The organism is Pantoea sp. F_5, assembly GCF_008631595.1.
Lineage (GTDB): Bacteria > Pseudomonadota > Gammaproteobacteria > Enterobacterales > Enterobacteriaceae > Pantoea > Pantoea gossypiicola.
On record NZ_VWUO01000002.1, the window covers coordinates 96985 to 112939 of the forward strand.

Consider the following 15955-nt stretch of genomic DNA (forward strand, 5'->3'; position numbering starts at 1 on the left):
ATTCGCAGGTCAGGTTAACCTGACGGCACATGAGTTTAAGGCGCGTTGGCAGAGTGGCTATGCAGCGGATTGCAAATCCGTGTACCTCGGTTCGACTCCGGGACGCGCCTCCAGTTACACCCTGCCCGGGTGGTGAAATCGGTAGACACAAGGGATTTAAAATCCCTCGATCGTAAGGTCGTGCGGGTTCAAGTCCCGCCCCGGGCACCATATTTCTGCCGCAGAAAAAAGAATAAAACAAAGTAATATGCAGTAATGTCGTAACCGCCCAAGGGCGGTTTTTTTGTGCCTGTTATCTGGCATGACGGCAACGAAAAGATCCGACTGGCGGTATCAACCGCCGTCAGCCGCGGGAGCTGAACACCAGTTCATCCTCCGTATCACTTACCAGCACCATTCTTTGCGCCTCTCCACTGGACGAAACAAAGGTCACTTCATGCCCGATGCTTATAGCATCGAATACATCTGTTGGCTGTGACTGCTTCTGGATATCCAGAACCATTCGCGAGGCAAAGGGTTTATCATTGACCCTATCCAGACGATAGTTCGCGGTAAAGCTCAGTTCTGGCTGATCAACCACGTAGAATTGTCCTGAAGGCATAGTCTTGACCTCTATGTAGTGTTGGCCATACGTCCCGGTCGGGACAGGCTGCCTGAAATTTAAGATTAGCGGAATAATCAATGTCTGCAGGTGCCGATACCTTGTTAATAGGGTTATACAGCGATTCCTGAAAATACACGGCGCTTGCGCTTGTCAGTTCTGAAAGGGGTACTAATCTTGTTTACACAGTGCGCTGTCCTGGCAAACTTTCGGGCATGGTATAAAGGTATTACTGCAACTCTTAATGGGTTGACGATGCGGGTTCAATTCCTGCTGCCCGGTCCATCTCTCACCTCTTCTTGACGCCTGCTGCTCTGCCACCGCAAACCCATTTACATCTGATTTCACTCATTTTTGCGGCCTGCATCGAACTCTGTAATCTGTTGAAATACCCTGGTTTATCGTAAAGTGGGGGATTGTTTGTCGTCTCAGAGAAGTTAACGCCAATGAGTACACCTTCTATTCCTGTCTTAACGGAACCGGCTTTACCTCCAGTTATCGGCGTTGTCGCCAGCCAGCTGCTCAACCCCTGTCAACAGAAAATGCTGGATGAGGTAACGCGCCAGCTCAATGCGCGCGGGGTTATCACCGTGCTGCTGAATGCCGAAACCGACGTGGCACTGACTGCACTCATCCAGCAGGCGACACCCCTTGCGCTGCGGGGGTTGCTGCTGTTGCCCGGAAACAAGTCCATCAGTGCCTGCAACCTGCCGGTGCTGGAGATTGACGCTGAACCTGAATGGCAGGCGGATGCGCTGCGCGCGGGCGAAGCAACCGCAGCGTTACTGCTCGCGCAGGGGCATCAGCGGTTTGGCTATTTGCAGAGCCAACCCGGTGACATGGCGCAGAAGCAGAGCTACTGCACCACATTACAGGCAGCGGGCATGAAGCTGGATGCAGAACTGACTGCTGGCGCTGGCGACCGTGACGGCGCTTATCAGGCGATGATGCACTATCTGAAAAAGACCCGTGCCGCTGAGCGCATTCAGGCACTTTTCTGTGAAAGCGATCTGCTGGCGTTTGGTGCGATACAGGCAGTACGCGATTTTGGTCAGGGTACGCATCTGGCGGTGGCTGGATTCGGCGACAGTGAGGAAGCCCGCAGTCCGACCTGGCATCTGACCAGCTGGTCACCTGACATCAGACAGCTCATTGGCCGGGCGTTAGATCGCTGGCTGGGGCAGCAGGCAGAAAACAGCGGTGAAGAAGGGCAATTACAGCAGCGTCACTCCCATTCTGGCAAAGTTATACCGGGTGAGATGTCCGCCTGTGGCTGCGCCTTCCGGCATTAGCCAGCCTGCGACGCAGGCTGGCCTGAAACACATTATCCCTGCGGTTGACCTGCCGGGCCGACACCGCCCGGTGCACCAACTGGCTGCTGTCCGCCTGGCGGTGGTGGTGGTGGGGCATCTCTGCCCGGCGGTGGTGGGGCACAAGCGGTGAGGGTAGCAAGAATAGCCAGCGTCGATAACAGATAAGCCGTACGTTTCATCGTAATTCTCTGTTCAGGTAAGCGGAACGTAAAGTATAGAGAATCGCCAAAAAATCGCGCAGACAGCGTTGAGCGCCCGCTGCATAGCGTAAATTAATGGCGATTATTTGAGACGCCTCTCAACTCCTGCAAGCCGGGAATGCGTTGCGGGTAGGAGCACGCTAAGGTAGCGCTTCATTTAAGAGGAGTCGTTATGAATGGCATGATGAAGTTCGTCCGCGGCTGGCTGGTGTTCTCTGTTCTGTGGGGCGTATTCATGTGGTTTATGTCATGGCAGCAGCAGGGCAAGGAGCCTGGTCTGGCGGTTCTGACAAGTCTCTACGCCGGTTTAATCTATCAGGCGCTGATTACGATGGTGGGCCGTTACCGGGCGCGCCGACAACAGGCTGAGTAAATTCTGCTGCCGGAGAGGCAGCAGAACGTATCCTCTTAGCCGAAATTACCGGTCAGACGCTGATGGAAATCAGTACTGCGTGGATCCAGCCCCTCAATGGTCACCTCTGCACCATAACGCTGATAGCGATACTCAATGCCATCCAGTGCCGCAACGCTGGATGCATCCCAGATTTGTGCGTGGGTTAAATCGATCGTCACCTTTTTCGGGTCATGTGCATAATCAAAATGCTCAAACAGATCGTTGCTGCTGGCAAAGAACAGTGGACCGCGCACCACATAGCGCACTGACCTGCCATCGTCGCTCAGCTGGCGTTCCGCATGGATAACGTGCGCAATACGACGGGCAAAGAGCAGCATCGCGAGGAGCACCCCAGCCAGTACGCCCAGCGCCAGATTCCCTGTCCAGACCGTCACTGCCACTGTGAGCACCATAATCAGCGTCTCTGACCACGGCATACGTTTCAGGGTAGCGGGCTGCAGGCTATGCCAGTTAACGGTTTTCACCGCCACCACCATCATGATCCCAGCCAGCACCACCATCGGGATTTGCGCCATAATCCGGCTGAGCCCGGTCACCAGCAACAGCAGGACCAGGCCAGCGGCTACGGTGGAGACTCGGCTACGCGCCCGGCCCAGCTCAACGTTGACAATCGTCTGCCCTATCATCGCGCACCCGGCGATGCCGCCATAAAAACCGGCAAAGATATTTGCTACCCCAAGGCCCCAGGCTTCACGTCGCTTACTGGAGGGGGTGTCGGTCAGGTCATCAACCAGTTTGGCGGTCAGCAGCGATTCCATCAGCCCGACAAAGGCGATGCTTAGTGCGGTGGGCCAGATAATCTGGAGGGTCTGCAAGTTGAGCGGCACCAGCAGACTGTTAAAACCGGGCAGGCCGGGGCTCATTGGCCCTTCATCGCCCACGTTCGGCATGCGATAGCCCATTAACAGTGCGACCGCAGTCACCACCACAATGGCGACCAGAGGAGAAGGAACACTCTTTAACAGGCGTGGTAGCAGCAGCACGATAGCCAGGGTGACGGCAAAGAAGCCCCATACCAGGGATGGCTGCCCCCAGACGTGCGGCACCTGAGCAAAGAAAATGAGCACGCCGAGCGCATTCACAAATCCCAGCATGACCGATCGGGGGATATAGCGCATCATGCGCGCCAGACCCGCAACGCCAAACAGAATCTGAATCACGCCGCCCATCACCACTGCTGGCAGAATATATTCAACACCGTGCAGATGGACCATCGGCCCGATAACCAGCGCTACGGAACCTGCCGCTGCCGTGACCATTGCCGGACGACCACCCAGTATCGACAGTGTAAGACAGAGCACCACAGAGGCGACAAGGCTGACTTTAGGGTCAACCCCGGCAATAACGGAAAAGGAGATCACTTCGGGGATCAGCGCCAGCGCGGTAATCACACCGGCCAGGCATTCGCGGGTCAGCAGCGCAGGCGAACGCAGAACGCGCCCCACACTGATATCGCCCGTCACAACGTCGGTTGCGGCAACATCATTGGTTTGAGTCATAAAGTTTGCAGGCTCTTTAGTTGTTTTGCTCCCGCGCGAGGGGCGGGAAGATTTGGATAATGGTGAGGGATAGATAGTACCGGGCGACTGGCGAAGATACCAGAAAAAGGGGAATGACTCCCTCCGTGGAGTCGCGATTACAGTGAAAAATCGTCCGGGGTTTTGTGGACCACCAGGTCAAGCAGCTGCCGGTAGATGTCCAGCATCTCCCTGTCGCTTTCCAGTTCCAGCCGGTGAATAAGCTTCGAGATAATAGCCTTATTATTCACTGGCATACCTGATTGCAGGATCTCTGCAACAAGGATACCCAGCATTTCCATCTCGCTGGCTGGCTTATTGGCGGCAGGATTAAAGTAATCAGCAATTTCCTGATTGGTCCGGGGAAGACTATGTTGCATGTGTAAGCCCTTCAGAACAGCCCGATTCCGGTTCGGATGTCAGGACAAAATCGATCAAAAAAACCATCACATGGACAGATGCGATGGTGCCAGCTACAAAACTGAGCAGATAAAAAATAACCTCTGAAGGTGGAAATCCACTGACACCTTCAGAGGCGACGCAAGTGCATCATTCGTTACAGAGTCGCATGACAACTCATGGCAGTAAACTTATACAATGAAGGGCGATCTGTACAATCCGATCCTTTGATAAAAAGTGCTATTATTCACTTATCAGCAACTTATAAGGATTAATCCGAACCCAAATCTGTACAAATAACCTATACAAGCGATGGGGTCGGCTGATGGAATGGGAGAGGCAAGGGAAACAGCAGTCTGCTTCCTGCTGAAAAACTAACTGAAAAGCGCCAGTTTTGCCGTCAGCTTACGCAGCGCTTTCTTATCACCGACCATAGCAAGTCCAGACAGACGCCACTGCTGACGCGGTTGTTGCCGCAGTACGTCACCCAGCGCCTGATAATCGGTGGTGCTCTGACCCGCTTCGGGAAACAGCACCAGATCACACTCCGCCTGTTCGCACTGTTCACGCAAAATAGTGAGTTGTTCATCAGTGGCCGCCAGAACCGGAATGCCGGTAGTAATGAAACCGGGAGAGGAGCGCTTCTCCGCATCTTCCAGATTGTTACCGACCAGCGCCGGATGACGCTGCCCCAGGGTTAACGCCATTACAGCGGCAGCATTGGTAGCTTTGCCTGGCGGCAGAGCGGCATTGAGTATCATCACACATCGTTTGTTCTGCATTGCGTTTCTCCTGTCTGAAAAAACGCATTGTGGCAAGTGGCTTAACCCAGGTCTGGAAGATTTGTGCAGGCGTGCTGATAACGGGCGGGGGAGAGCTGGCAGGCGCGCTTAAACCAGCGGCCCAGATGACTCTGATCGGCGAAACCCAGCGCAGCGGCGACATCGGCGACAGGCTGGCCCTGCGCCAGCTGGCGTCGTGCCTGGCTCAGTCGCCACTGCACCAGCCAGGCGTGGGGTGGCAACCCCCAGTGTGTCTGAAACAGGCGCGACAGCCGGAAGCGATCTGTCTGCAGATGCTGTGCCATCTGTGCCAGACCAGGATTATCCGCATGATGGGCAATCAGCCAGTCACGCGCCTGCAGCGCCAGCCGGGCATCTCTGTCTATGGACTGTGCGGGCAGTGACCACTGCTGGTGCGGAGTAAGCTGACCGAACAACCGATCCATCGCTGCCTCTTTGATGATGGCAGGATGGTTGTGCCACAGCGCATCAAATGCGTGCCAGACGGCATACGCCAGAGGGCGATCATCGCGCAGCGTGGCGGCAAACCGCAGCTCACGCGGTGAGGGTGCATCAGCCTGCTCAGGGGCGAGGTGGCGGGCAATCTGCTGTGGAGAAAGATAGAGCATCCGGTAGGTGAAACCGCTGTCGTTGATAGCATCCCCATCATGCAGCTCCTCCGGCTCCAGCATAAAGACTGTTCCGGGACGACTCTGATGCTGTTTGCGTCGCGAATGAAACTGCTGTACACCTTGCTCGGTCACGCCAATCAGATAACTATCGTGCCAGTGCGGATCATAGGCGTGACCGGTAAAATGGGCGCGCAGGGCCTCGATACCACTGACGGCGTCGCGGCGCAGATCGACCCAGTTTGCTGATGACTGTTGCATGTTATCTGGCTCCCGGTTGCGGCCTCTGGACATTCTGACGTGATCCACTAATTTTTAACAGACCGGACGCTTTTCAATCGCGTTTCGCTTTGCGTATAATAACGCTTCCACTCAATTAGAAATCTTACTATTAGGCTGCTAACATTTGTCTCAGCATACCCGTACCTTTACCCATTTACTGCATCTGACCGCCCACGCCTGGCGGCTGGCGGTGGATCGTCACCTCAAAGATAGCGGCTTAAGCATGAGCAGCTGGATGGCTATCGGGCTGATTGCCAGCGAACCGCAACGCATGACTCAGACCGAACTGGCGCAGTTGCTGGGACTGGAAGATGCCAGCATGGTGCCGCTGGTGGATCGGCTGGTCAAACAGTCACTGCTGACGCGCGTACAACCGCCGGAAGATCGCCGTAAACGCCACCTGGTGCTGACCGAAAAGGGCAACGAAGCGTTTGCTAAAGTGAAAACCGAGGCTGATGCACTCCGTACTGAAATGCTGGCCGATATCGATCCGCAGGATCTGGCCGTCACCGAACGTGTACTGCAACAACTGCTGAGCCGTATGGGAAGTATGTAGCAGTGGCAAAGCGAAATCCCTACGCTGTCCGCGAGTGGTTGCCGCATGAAAAACCGATGCTGCCGGGTTCGCCCTCGACCCCGCTGCATCCGATGCCAAAACGTCTGGCGTTTGGTCTGATTGGCTTACTGATCTCGTTGACGGGTGCGCTAAGTAACGCGCTGGTCACAGCAAATCTGGTTAATCTGCAGGGCACCTTTGGGGCCTGGTCGAATGAGATTGCCTGGCTGCCTGCGGTCTACGTAATGGGTAATATCTCGATCAACCTGCTGCTGGTGAAGTTCCGTCAGCAGTTTGGCCTGCGCGTCTTTACCGAAGCGTTTCTGGTGCTATATGTGCTGGTGGCGTTCTTTCATCTTTTCGCTAACGACCTCAGCTCGGCAATCGTTGTGCGCACGGCCCACGGCATGGTGGCTGCGGCGCTCAGCTCGCTGGGTATCTACTACCAGGTACAGGCCTGGCCCGCGAAACACAGGCTGAAAGCGCTGGTGATAGGCCTGACGGTCTCGCAGCTGGCTATCCCGCTGGCCCGCTTATTCTCATCGGAATTACTGCAGCTCAACGAGTGGCGCGGTCTCTATCTTTTTGAACTCGGTCTGGCGCTGATTGCGCTCGGTGGGGTTCTGCTGGTGAAACTGCCGCCGGGCGATCGCATCAAAACGTTTGAGAAGATGGACTTCGTCACCTTTATCCTGCTGGCGCCCGGCATGGCGCTGTTGTGCGGTGTACTGACGCTGGGCCGTATTGAGTGGTGGTTTACCACGCCCTGGCTCGGTATCTGTACCGCGATTGCCCTGACACTGATTGTCGCGGCGATCGTCATTGAGCATAACCGGCGCAACCCGCTGATTAATACCCGCTGGCTGAGCAGCGGCATGATGGTGCGGCTGGGCATTGTGATGATCATGATCCGAATTGTACTGGCGGAGCAGAACACCGGTGCGGTCGGCTTTTTGCAGCAGATCGGCCTGCAGAACGATCAGATGCGCGGTCTGGCATTGGCAATCATGGCCGGGGTTATCGTGGGTATCGCTGCCAGTGCGCTGACCATCAAGCCCGCACATCTTAACTGGCCGATTGTCGCCTCGCTGGTGGTGATGATTATCGCCTCGCTGATGGATGCGCAATCCAGTCCGCTGACCCGTGGGCCCGAGATGTATTTCAGCCAGTTTCTGCTGGGCTTCAGCAGCGCATTTTTCATGGCACCCGCCATGCTGATGGGTATTGGCAGCGTGGTCACGCAGCCGAAAAATCTGGTGAGTTTTGTGGTGCTGTTTGGTATGAGTCAGAACCTGGGCGGACTCATCGGCTCGGCGATTCTGGGCACCTTTCAGGTCTGGCGGGAAAAATATCACTCCAGTCTGCTGGGCGATCAGCTCTCACTGCTCGATCCCAATGTTACTGAGCGGCTCAGCCAGTACAATGCGCTGTTTAATTCGCTGGTGGGTGACGATGTTCTGCGCAGCGCGCAGAGCACCAGCCAGTTACAGACGGTTGCCACGCTGCAGGCCAACGTGCTCGCTTATAACGACACCTACCTGTTAACTGCCGCGCTGGCCCTGGTCACGCTGATGTGGGTGATCTGGCGTTTAACCCGACGTCGCTATCTTGACTGGCGTCAGGCGCAATTTAACCTGCGTGAGCAGCAACAGCTGGCCGCGTTACAGGAATCAACGGAGAAACAATGAGTCAGCAGGATGAGCTTCAGGCGGCGGAACGCGAGCGCGCGAATCGCCGCCGTATTCTTTCTATTGCCGCAGGCAGCGGCATTGTGGTGATTGGCGTACTGGTTATTCTCTACGCCTGGCAACTCTGGCCCTTCACCAGCGCCATACAAAGTACCGAAAACGCCTATGTGCGCGGTCAGGTCACCTTTATCAGTCCGCAGGTTAATGGCTATCTCACGTCGGTAGAGGTGATTGACCTGCAGCCGGTGAAAAAAGGGCAGCTGCTGATGACGATTGACGACCGTATCTATCGCCAGCGGGTGCATCAGGCGCAGGCGCAGCTGGCGATGAAGCAGGCGGCACTCAACAATAATCTGCAGCAGCGGCGCAGTGCCGAAGCAACTATCCAGAGCAACAAAGCGGCGCTGGAGAATGCCAAAGCCCAGGCGCTGAAAAGCGGTTTTGATCTGAAGCGTGTTGAAAATCTTACGGCAGATGGATCGCTGTCAGTGCGCGAGCGTGACGCTGCCCGAGCCGCCAATGCCCAGGCCCAGGCCCAGGTGCGTCAGGCTGCCGCACAGATCGCTGTCGCCCGGCAGAACCTGCAAACTGTCATCGTTAACCGTGATGCGCTTGAAGGCGATGTCGGGAGCGCTCGCGCCGCGCTGGAACTGGCTGAGATCGATCTGGCCAATACCCGCATTACCGCGCCCGACGATGGCCAGCTCGGTCAGTTGTCGGTTCGCACCGGTGCCTATGTCACGGCGGGAACGCGCCTGACCTCGGTGGTCCCGAATCACAAATGGATCATCGCGAATCTGAAAGAGACCCAGCTGGCCAATATTCGTCCCGGCCTGCCGGTGACGATTCGGGTCGATGCGCTGGATGGCAAACGCTTCAACGGGCAGGTGGAATTTATCTCACCGGCCGCCGGTTCGGAGTTCAGCGCCATTTCGCCCGATAACGCTACCGGCAACTTCGTTAAAATCGCACAGCGTATTCCGGTTCGCATCCGCATCAACGATCAGGATATGCATCAGTTGCGTCCAGGGATGTCAGTTGAAGTTAACATCGACACCGCCGCTCAGCCCGCTGCTGAGGCCGCGCCATGATGCGACGCGGCTTACTGGTCAGCGCGCTGACGCTGGCACTGACAGGCTGCGCCACGCAGGTTGAAAAGGCACCGGCCTCTCTGCCGATCCCCGAAGCCTGGCGCAACAGTGTCGGGCCAACGGCGGCACCGGAAGCAGAGTGGTGGCGTGCGTTTCATGATGAATATCTCAACCGGCTGGTGACGCAGGCGCTGCGTAATAATCCCGACATTCTCACGGCGCGATCCCGGGTTGATCAGTATCGCGCCCAGCTACGCGCCACGCAGGGCGATAACTTTCCGACCCTGAGCGCCGGTGTTGCTGCGACCCGCGAGCGCACGCTTTCGTCAGTAACGGGCCAGCCGTATGAAACCGATGTTTTCCAGGGCTTATTACAGGCAAACTATGAGGTCGATCTCTGGGGGGCGCGCAGCAGTAGCATTTCGGCCGCACAGGCGACCTTAGCGGCGCAGCAGGCTGCCGCATCTGCGGCCGGGCTGACCATCGCCAGTTCGGTGGCGTCAGGATATCTTAACCTCTGTGCGCTGGATGAGCAGCTGCGGGTGACGGAGGCGACGCTGGCGACGCGCAACAACTCCCTGAAGCTGGCACAGCGTCAGTTTGAAACCGGCTACACCTCCAGACTGGAGTGGATGCAGGCCGCCTCGGAATATCAATCAGCCAGAGCGCAGATGCCGCAGCTGCAGCATCAGATCACCCAGCAGGAGAATGCGCTGAGCATCCTGGTGGGCATGAATCCGCGCAGCATCGCCCGTCGCCAGCAGTTCGACCAGATCTTACCGCAGCAAATGCCGTCACTGCTGCCCTCAGAGCTGCTTAATCGCCGTCCGGACATTGTGCAGGCACAGCGTCAGTTACTGGCCGCAGATGCGAGCCTGGCATCGTCGCGGGCGAAGCTGTTGCCAGGTCTGAACCTCACCGCCACCGGTACCCTGCAGAGTTCGGTGCTGCATCAGCTGGCGGATGACCCGTTCCGGCTGTGGAGCGTGGGTGGCAGCATTCTCGCACCGCTGCTGAACCGTGAAGCGCTGACGGCGCAGGTGGATGTCTCCATGGCGACACGCAATCAGGCACTTTATGGCTACGAAAAAGTGGTGCGCAACGCCTTTTCGGAAGTCAGCGATGCCATTGATGCCATCATACGGGGTGAGGAACAGCTCCAGGCACTGCAAAAGCAGGAAGCCTATGTAACGGAGGCGCTGCGCATTGCCCGCAATCGCTATCAGAACGGTTACGCCTCGTATCTGGATGAACTGGATGCGCAGCGTACCCTGTTTTCCACCCAGCTCAATCGGGTGACGGTCAAAAATAACCTGCTGCTGGCGCAGATCGACCTCTACCGTGCGCTGGGCGGTGGCTGGACGCCCGCTGCCACACCGTAATTAACCTGGCCGATCCAGCCGCCGCCAGAGTTTTGCAGTTGGGATCGTCTTCTGTGACTTCGTCGGGGCAGGGCGAGATTCATCATCGCTTTAGTCGCTGGACTGCCCGTCTCGATCTGGATATCCAGTTACGACTGGCAGCCCTGGCCGCTCACTCATGTACGCGCGGTTGCCATGATCTGTCGGCAGATGTTTTGAGTATAAAGATTGCCAGCAACCTGCCGGCCAATGACGAAAAGAGTGTAACGATGAAACTCGCTTACTCACGGGGCGACTGGCAGGCTCTGATTCCGGAATGACACGGGCTGGTTTATTTTTCGGACGAAAGAACCGGACGGCAATAAGCCTTTCATTTACACTGTCACCTGCCGCATCACGTCCGGCGACTCCCTATTTTTCACAGGATAGTTATGTCTTTGCCCTTGCCGCCCGACGATCAGGATGAGCCAATTCGCCAGTCACTTGACGATGCGCACTTTGCGATAGTGGTGCTTGCGGTGACCTCGGTAACGCTTATAATCTTTGTGCTGATGATTACGCTCTGGATGAGCTGACGCACACAGGGGCTCCAACGGACTCAATAAGGAGAAGGCGATGGACTCCGGAGATGATAAATTAATCGCAATTATCGGTTTACTGGCTGCCTGCCTGATCGGGGTGACGTTCCTGTTTACGATGGTCTGGCTGACCGACGTTCGTCATCCTGCCGACCCCACGCTCGACGTTCAGTCCTGTCATCCCAAAAAGCTACCGTCTCAGCCTGTCTGATTACGCGTCGCAAACTTAATCTGCTGACTGCGCAACACCAGCGCTAACGCCTCATGCAGGTTTCGGTTGCCATTAGGATCGGCGAGTCCCAGCAGCGGACCTGGCGAACGCCGATCATCTGCCCAGGCGGGATACTCCACCACGGGATAGAGCGAAATACCCTCCACCGCAATGCCCTGATCCAGCGCCACCGCCACGTTCTCACTGACCTCCTGCAGCCAGGGCGCACGCGAGTCACCCTCTGCGCCGGTTTCGGCAATCAGCATCGGGCGCCGGAAGCGCTGCCAGCACTGCGCCAGCAGAATATGCAGCGGCTCGCGCACCGGATCATCCTGTAGCATCGGCTGATCGGGAAAAAACCAGTGGTTGTCGGGATAGTAGTTCAGACCGAGGATATCCAGGCAATCTTCACTGCCGCCTAACTCCTTATCAACGCGGCCAGCCAGCATATCCCAGGCTTCAAACTGCGCCTGATGATGCGCATCGGCATAAGGCTTGCTGTCCGGGTTATCGGGATGATGGGCAATCTGAACCAGCGGGTCGGTCAGCACAAAGCGTGCCTCCGGATAGACTTCACGAATCGCATGAATCGCCGCCAGCGAGGCACGGACCAGCTGGCGCTTCAGCTCTTTACCACGCTGTGCGGCATGAGGATTAAACCAGGCGACATCCGCACCAGCCCATGACCAGAATGAGATTTGATTCACCGGCGTAAAGAAGGGGCGCTCAATGCCCTGGTCGCGCATCAGTTGCGCCATCGCGCGGGCGAACCGGCTAAAATGATCAACAAATTCGGCTTTCCAGATATTAAGATGATCGGGATAACCGAAGTGCGCCAGCTCCCAGATAATCTCCATCTGCTGACGTCGTGCGGCATCAACCATGGGCAGAAAGCTCTGCCAGTCATAATGACCTGGAATCTTTTCAATCAGATGCCAGCGCGCACCGTCGCGGGCGGTGAGCAGATGCTGCTCAGCCAGTGCGGCATAATCTTTTTCCAGCAGCATATCGTGTCCGCTGCTGATCACCATATCCAGCCGTTTCCCTGGCGTACGGCAGGCGGTGGAGCAGGGGAAACTGCCCTGGAAAAAGCTGCGAAACAGGCTGGGATGGTAGCGCTGGCGGGCATCTGTAAGGGATTGATGGGACATATTCCTCTCCTGCCGGACAAATGCCGGTCACAGATCGTCCGGTTAAGTCTAGACTAAAAAACGCCCATGACCGCTCACTCAATCGGCGCAGAGGTATGGCGTCAGACGCCGTGCCGGGGAATAATAAAAATAACTGCACTTTACAGGGAATTTTCATGACCGAAGCGTTTGAGCTCTCGCAGCCATCAGAACAGACCAGCTGGCTGGAAACACGGCTGGAGCCTCAGTGTCAGCGCCACCCAGGGCTGAGCGGTGTCCATCAGTTGAGCGATGGGCTGGATGCCTTTGCTGCCCGTTATCTGCTGATGCAGAAAGCGGAGTGTTCACTCGATATTCAGTATTACATCTGGCAAAACGATCTCTCGGGCCGACTGCTGTTCAGCGCCGTACTGGAGGCAGCCCGACGCGGCGTGAAGGTACGGCTGTTGCTGGATGATAATAATACGCCGGGCCTGGACGATACGCTGGCCCAGCTTAATCGCCATCCCAATATTGAGGTCCGGCTGTTTAATCCATTCTCATTTCGCACCCTGCGAGCACTGGGCTATCTCACCGATTTTGCCCGTCTGAACCGCCGCATGCATAACAAAAGCTTTACGGTGGATGGCGTGACGACCGTAGTCGGCGGCCGCAATGTCGGCGACGAATATTTCGGCACCGGTAATGAACCGCTGTTTGCCGATCTCGACGTGATGGCGATAGGCCCGGTAGTGAAAGAGGTTGCAGAGGATTTTGAACGCTACTGGCATAGTAAGCCGGTATCCCCACTGCAGAAGGTGCTGGATGATGAGACGCCGGAAGAGGACAGTGTGAGTCTGCCAGCAGAATGGCGTCACAGTGAGCCGGTACAGCGCTATCTGCAGCGGCTGGAAAATTCATCGCTGCTGCAGGAGCTGGAAGAGGGTACGCTGGCGCTGACCTGGGCAAAAGCGCGCCTGCTGAGTGACGATCCGCGTAAAGGGCTGGGTAAAGCGCGCGCCAGAAGCCTGCTGCCGCAGCGGATGCTGGAGGTGATTGGCTCGCCGCAGGAGCAGTTCGACATCATCTCTGCCTACTTTGTACCAACCCGCGCAGGCGTCGCCCAGTTGCTGGCGCTGAAGCGCAAAGGGGTGAAAATTGCCATTCTGACCAACTCGCTGGCAGCCAACGATGTGTCGATTGTTCATGCCGGGTACGCCAAATGGCGTAAAAAGTTGCTGCGCCACGGCATTGCGCTCTATGAACTGAAACCGCAGGCGGCCATGCAGGATGCGCCGCACGACCGGGGGTTAACCGGTAACTCTGGCTCCAGCTTGCATGCGAAAACCTTTTCGGTAGATCAACAGACGCTGTTTATCGGCTCGTTTAACTTCGATCCCCGTTCAGCGGTGCTGAATACCGAGATGGGACTGGTTATCGAGAGTGCGGCGCTGGCCGGAGAAACGCATCAGCGCTTCAGCCAGTCGATGCGTGATCGGGCATGGACGCTGCGGCTGGATAAATGGGGAAGGGTAAACTGGCTGGAGTATCCCGATGAGCCGCAACAGATTGTGCATAAACACGAGCCGGGCTGCTCCTGGTGGCAACGGCTGCAGGTGCGGTTAGTGTGGCGACTGCCGATTGAGTGGCTGCTGTAAGATCCAGGATGGACCCTGCGCGGGCTCAGGGAGCATACGCCCTTCGCAAAGACGCAAAACCCGCCATCCATGGCGGGCTCAGCGCGGGCGATTACGCACCTCATCCCTGAGGTGCGCCCGTTGCCGGGCCAACGCGTTGCGTTGTTCAAAAACGCTCCCGGCGTTTTTGTCCATGGCCCGCTATGCTTTGCTACTGGCGTTTGCTCCCATCGCTTTACGTTTTTGTGCTGTCTGTATATAACACCATCAATGCCCTTGTCCGACCTGTTTGCGCTCAAACTTCCCTGAGAACAGGAAGCGCAGCAGCGGGATGCGCAGGTGGATCTCATACAGCAGAAAGGCGATGCCAAACACCATCAGCAGGCCAACGAAGAAGCCCAGCGTGTTATTTTCGATGCGCGGCGTGACATAAATGCCATACAGCAGCGTCAGCGGATGGTGCACCAGGTAGATAAACAGCGATGCATTGACCAGATACATGATGCGCGGTGAATGCGCGTTCAGCAGTTTGTGACCAAAGCAGAAGCAGACGTTCAGCATGCAGAGGCCCATCAGCGTGGTAATCAGCGCATCCAGCTCATACAGCCAGCCATCACCACTGCTCATACGCTGGTTTGTGCAGTAAGCGACAAACATCAGCACTGCACCTATCCACATCATCGGATTAAACCGCACAAACAGCGCTTTCAGCGGCGGATGCTTCCACGCCAGTGCGCCCAGCATAAAGAAGGGCAGGTAGAAGAGCGTCTGCATCACGATGATATTGAACAGACCATCCATCAGCCAGGCGGGCTGGAAGATAAACACCAGACGGCGGAACACACACCAGAGCAGGGCCCAGGCCAGTACACCCACCGTCAGCGTACCCCAGCCGACCCTCGTGTAGTCTATGGCGCGGTGCTGGTCGCGCAGCCAGCGAAACGTCACCATACCCAGCGTGGTCAGCATCACCAGCACCACCAGAAACCACAGGTGCGAAATCAGCTCCCACATCAGGTTATTAAACTTCTGATAGGGGGTGAAGCGGGGCCAGTCTGCCAGCTTATCTGTCCAGGCTTTCAGCATGAAAAATTGCGGCAGCGTAATCAGCGGCACGGCGGTGAGCATGGGGATCCCGACACGCTCCAGACGCACCTTCAGGAAACGACGCGGCTGATAGCGCAGATACAGCATGTAGGAGAAGTAACCCGAGATGACAAAAAAGACCTGCATACGAAACGCATGAATAAAATCATTCAGCAGCGTCAGCCATACCGAGGCCTCCTGGCTGTTTACTGCCCATTTCTGTGCTGAGTAGATGAGGGAAACGTGAAACGGCACCCCCAGTAACATCAGATATGCGCGGATGGAGTCGAGGAAGTATTCACGTTCAGGTTTTACAGTACTCATAAAGTTCCAGTTCGTTAGTACGTTTGGCCAGTTTCACCCTGAAACCGGATTATGCTCGGGCAAAATTCTACCTGGGATAAACCGGGTATACTATCAGTGGAATCCGTAGTGTCTAATTGTCCTAAAAGTAGCGTTAAGCCTGACTAAATGCGGGAACAATGTTGCGCATAAGCTGT

General features: G+C 56.4%; 17 protein-coding genes and 3 tRNA genes. 13 read left to right on the plus strand and 7 right to left on the minus strand.

The features are described from left to right. The first annotated feature begins 39 nt into the window (after positions 1-39). Together F3I44_RS02925 and F3I44_RS02930 are read left to right on the plus strand one after the other, a co-directional pair. A tRNA-Cys gene (locus F3I44_RS02925) sits at positions 40-113 on the plus strand. Between the two features lie 10 nt (positions 114-123). After that, a tRNA-Leu gene (locus tag F3I44_RS02930) sits at positions 124-210 on the plus strand. Positions 211-343: 133 nt separating this feature from the next. On the opposite strand, the gene F3I44_RS02935 is transcribed toward F3I44_RS02930, so the two are convergent. After that, a complete protein-coding gene (locus F3I44_RS02935) occupies positions 344-601 on the minus strand; it encodes a hypothetical protein (protein WP_150009799.1) in 258 nt (85 codons plus the stop codon). 209 nt (positions 602-810) lie between these two features. Between F3I44_RS02935 and F3I44_RS02940 the strand changes: the two genes are divergently transcribed. From F3I44_RS02940 to F3I44_RS02950, 4 genes are all read left to right on the plus strand, one after another. Continuing rightward, positions 811-886: transfer RNA gene (locus F3I44_RS02940), tRNA-Lys, on the plus strand. A 161-nt stretch (positions 887-1047) separates the two neighbouring features. Next, positions 1048-1893, plus strand: a complete 846-nt coding sequence (locus F3I44_RS02945) for a substrate-binding domain-containing protein (protein ID WP_150009797.1) — start codon at positions 1048-1050, stop codon at positions 1891-1893. After that, on the plus strand, positions 1871-2044 hold the full coding sequence (locus F3I44_RS23675; protein WP_156085412.1) for a hypothetical protein: 174 nt from the start codon (positions 1871-1873) through the stop codon (positions 2042-2044). The genes F3I44_RS02945 and F3I44_RS23675 overlap by 23 nt, the downstream gene beginning before the upstream one ends. A 242-nt stretch (positions 2045-2286) precedes the next feature. Beyond that, positions 2287-2487, plus strand: a complete 201-nt coding sequence (locus tag F3I44_RS02950) for a DUF6404 family protein (RefSeq protein WP_013357389.1) — start codon at positions 2287-2289, stop codon at positions 2485-2487. A 35-nt stretch (positions 2488-2522) separates the two neighbouring features. Here the strand turns inward: F3I44_RS02950 and F3I44_RS02955 are convergent, their stop codons facing one another. From F3I44_RS02955 to F3I44_RS02970, 4 genes are all read right to left on the minus strand, one after another. Further along, positions 2523-4028, minus strand: a complete 1506-nt coding sequence (locus F3I44_RS02955; RefSeq protein ID WP_190285884.1) for a SulP family inorganic anion transporter — start codon at positions 4026-4028, stop codon at positions 2523-2525. A 137-nt stretch (positions 4029-4165) separates the two neighbouring features. Continuing rightward, positions 4166-4426, minus strand: a complete 261-nt coding sequence (locus F3I44_RS02960) for a biofilm/acid-resistance regulator YmgB/AriR (RefSeq protein ID WP_150009795.1) — start codon at positions 4424-4426, stop codon at positions 4166-4168. Between the two features lie 393 nt (positions 4427-4819). Then, the gene (locus F3I44_RS02965; RefSeq protein WP_150009793.1) at positions 4820-5227 is read right to left on the minus strand and encodes a DUF2000 domain-containing protein; all 408 of its coding nucleotides are present in this window, start codon (positions 5225-5227) and stop codon (positions 4820-4822) included. A 41-nt stretch (positions 5228-5268) separates the two neighbouring features. Beyond that, a complete protein-coding gene (locus F3I44_RS02970) occupies positions 5269-6117 on the minus strand; it encodes an AraC family transcriptional regulator (RefSeq protein ID WP_150009791.1) in 849 nt (282 codons plus the stop codon). A gap of 145 nt (positions 6118-6262) precedes the next feature. Between F3I44_RS02970 and F3I44_RS02975 the strand changes: the two genes are divergently transcribed. The 6 genes from F3I44_RS02975 (at position 6263) to F3I44_RS23685 (ending at position 11623) form a co-directional block, all read left to right on the plus strand. Next, positions 6263-6694, plus strand: coding sequence for a MarR family winged helix-turn-helix transcriptional regulator (locus F3I44_RS02975; RefSeq protein ID WP_013357394.1), 432 nt, complete (start codon positions 6263-6265; stop codon positions 6692-6694). A 2-nt stretch (positions 6695-6696) separates the two neighbouring features. Beyond that, positions 6697-8382: an MFS transporter gene (locus tag F3I44_RS02980; RefSeq protein ID WP_150009789.1), complete on the plus strand. Its 1686-nt coding sequence runs from the start codon at positions 6697-6699 to the stop codon at positions 8380-8382. Further along, positions 8379-9473: an HlyD family secretion protein gene (locus F3I44_RS02985; protein ID WP_150009787.1), complete on the plus strand. Its 1095-nt coding sequence runs from the start codon at positions 8379-8381 to the stop codon at positions 9471-9473. Before F3I44_RS02980 ends, F3I44_RS02985 begins: the two co-directional genes overlap by 4 nt. After that, positions 9473-10855, plus strand: coding sequence for an efflux transporter outer membrane subunit (locus F3I44_RS02990; RefSeq protein ID WP_150019310.1), 1383 nt, complete (start codon positions 9473-9475; stop codon positions 10853-10855). Before F3I44_RS02985 ends, F3I44_RS02990 begins: the two co-directional genes overlap by 1 nt. Positions 10856-11265: 410 nt before the next feature. Then, positions 11266-11409 carry a hypothetical protein gene (locus tag F3I44_RS23680; protein WP_167498268.1) on the plus strand — a complete coding sequence of 48 codons (144 nt, stop codon included), beginning with the start codon at positions 11266-11268 and terminating at the stop codon, positions 11407-11409. Between the two features lie 40 nt (positions 11410-11449). Further along, positions 11450-11623 carry a hypothetical protein gene (locus F3I44_RS23685; RefSeq protein ID WP_190285885.1) on the plus strand — a complete coding sequence of 58 codons (174 nt, stop codon included), beginning with the start codon at positions 11450-11452 and terminating at the stop codon, positions 11621-11623. Here F3I44_RS23685 and F3I44_RS03000 read toward each other — a convergent pair. Next, complete coding sequence (locus F3I44_RS03000; RefSeq protein ID WP_150009783.1) at positions 11611-12774, minus strand: beta-glucosidase; 1164 nt, start codon at positions 12772-12774, stop codon at positions 11611-11613. The genes F3I44_RS23685 and F3I44_RS03000 overlap by 13 nt on opposite strands. A 155-nt stretch (positions 12775-12929) precedes the next feature. Between F3I44_RS03000 and F3I44_RS03005 the strand changes: the two genes are divergently transcribed. Further along, a complete protein-coding gene (locus F3I44_RS03005) occupies positions 12930-14390 on the plus strand; it encodes a phospholipase D family protein (RefSeq protein ID WP_150009781.1) in 1461 nt (486 codons plus the stop codon). A gap of 246 nt (positions 14391-14636) precedes the next feature. Here the strand turns inward: F3I44_RS03005 and mdoC are convergent, their stop codons facing one another. Further along, positions 14637-15779, minus strand: a complete 1143-nt coding sequence (gene mdoC, locus F3I44_RS03010) for a glucans biosynthesis protein MdoC (protein ID WP_150009779.1) — start codon at positions 15777-15779, stop codon at positions 14637-14639. Between the last annotated feature and the right edge of the window lie 176 nt (positions 15780-15955).

Coding starts and splice junctions, on each gene's coding strand:
- F3I44_RS23685 (WP_190285885.1), top strand. CDS start 11,450: ATGGACTCCGGAGATGATAAATTAATCGCAATTATCGGTTTACTGGCT.
- F3I44_RS02955 (WP_190285884.1), bottom strand. CDS start 4,028: ATGACTCAAACCAATGATGTTGCCGCAACCGACGTTGTGACGGGCGAT.
- F3I44_RS03005 (WP_150009781.1), top strand. CDS start 12,930: ATGACCGAAGCGTTTGAGCTCTCGCAGCCATCAGAACAGACCAGCTGG.
- mdoC (WP_150009779.1), bottom strand. CDS start 15,779: ATGAGTACTGTAAAACCTGAACGTGAATACTTCCTCGACTCCATCCGC.
- F3I44_RS02965 (WP_150009793.1), bottom strand. CDS start 5,227: ATGCAGAACAAACGATGTGTGATGATACTCAATGCCGCTCTGCCGCCA.
- F3I44_RS23680 (WP_167498268.1), top strand. CDS start 11,266: ATGTCTTTGCCCTTGCCGCCCGACGATCAGGATGAGCCAATTCGCCAG.
- F3I44_RS02945 (WP_150009797.1), top strand. CDS start 1,048: ATGAGTACACCTTCTATTCCTGTCTTAACGGAACCGGCTTTACCTCCA.
- F3I44_RS02960 (WP_150009795.1), bottom strand. CDS start 4,426: ATGCAACATAGTCTTCCCCGGACCAATCAGGAAATTGCTGATTACTTT.
- F3I44_RS02935 (WP_150009799.1), bottom strand. CDS start 601: ATGCCTTCAGGACAATTCTACGTGGTTGATCAGCCAGAACTGAGCTTT.
- F3I44_RS03000 (WP_150009783.1), bottom strand. CDS start 12,774: ATGTCCCATCAATCCCTTACAGATGCCCGCCAGCGCTACCATCCCAGC.
- F3I44_RS02985 (WP_150009787.1), top strand. CDS start 8,379: ATGAGTCAGCAGGATGAGCTTCAGGCGGCGGAACGCGAGCGCGCGAAT.
- F3I44_RS02950 (WP_013357389.1), top strand. CDS start 2,287: ATGAATGGCATGATGAAGTTCGTCCGCGGCTGGCTGGTGTTCTCTGTT.
- F3I44_RS02990 (WP_150019310.1), top strand. CDS start 9,473: ATGCGACGCGGCTTACTGGTCAGCGCGCTGACGCTGGCACTGACAGGC.
- F3I44_RS02970 (WP_150009791.1), bottom strand. CDS start 6,117: ATGCAACAGTCATCAGCAAACTGGGTCGATCTGCGCCGCGACGCCGTC.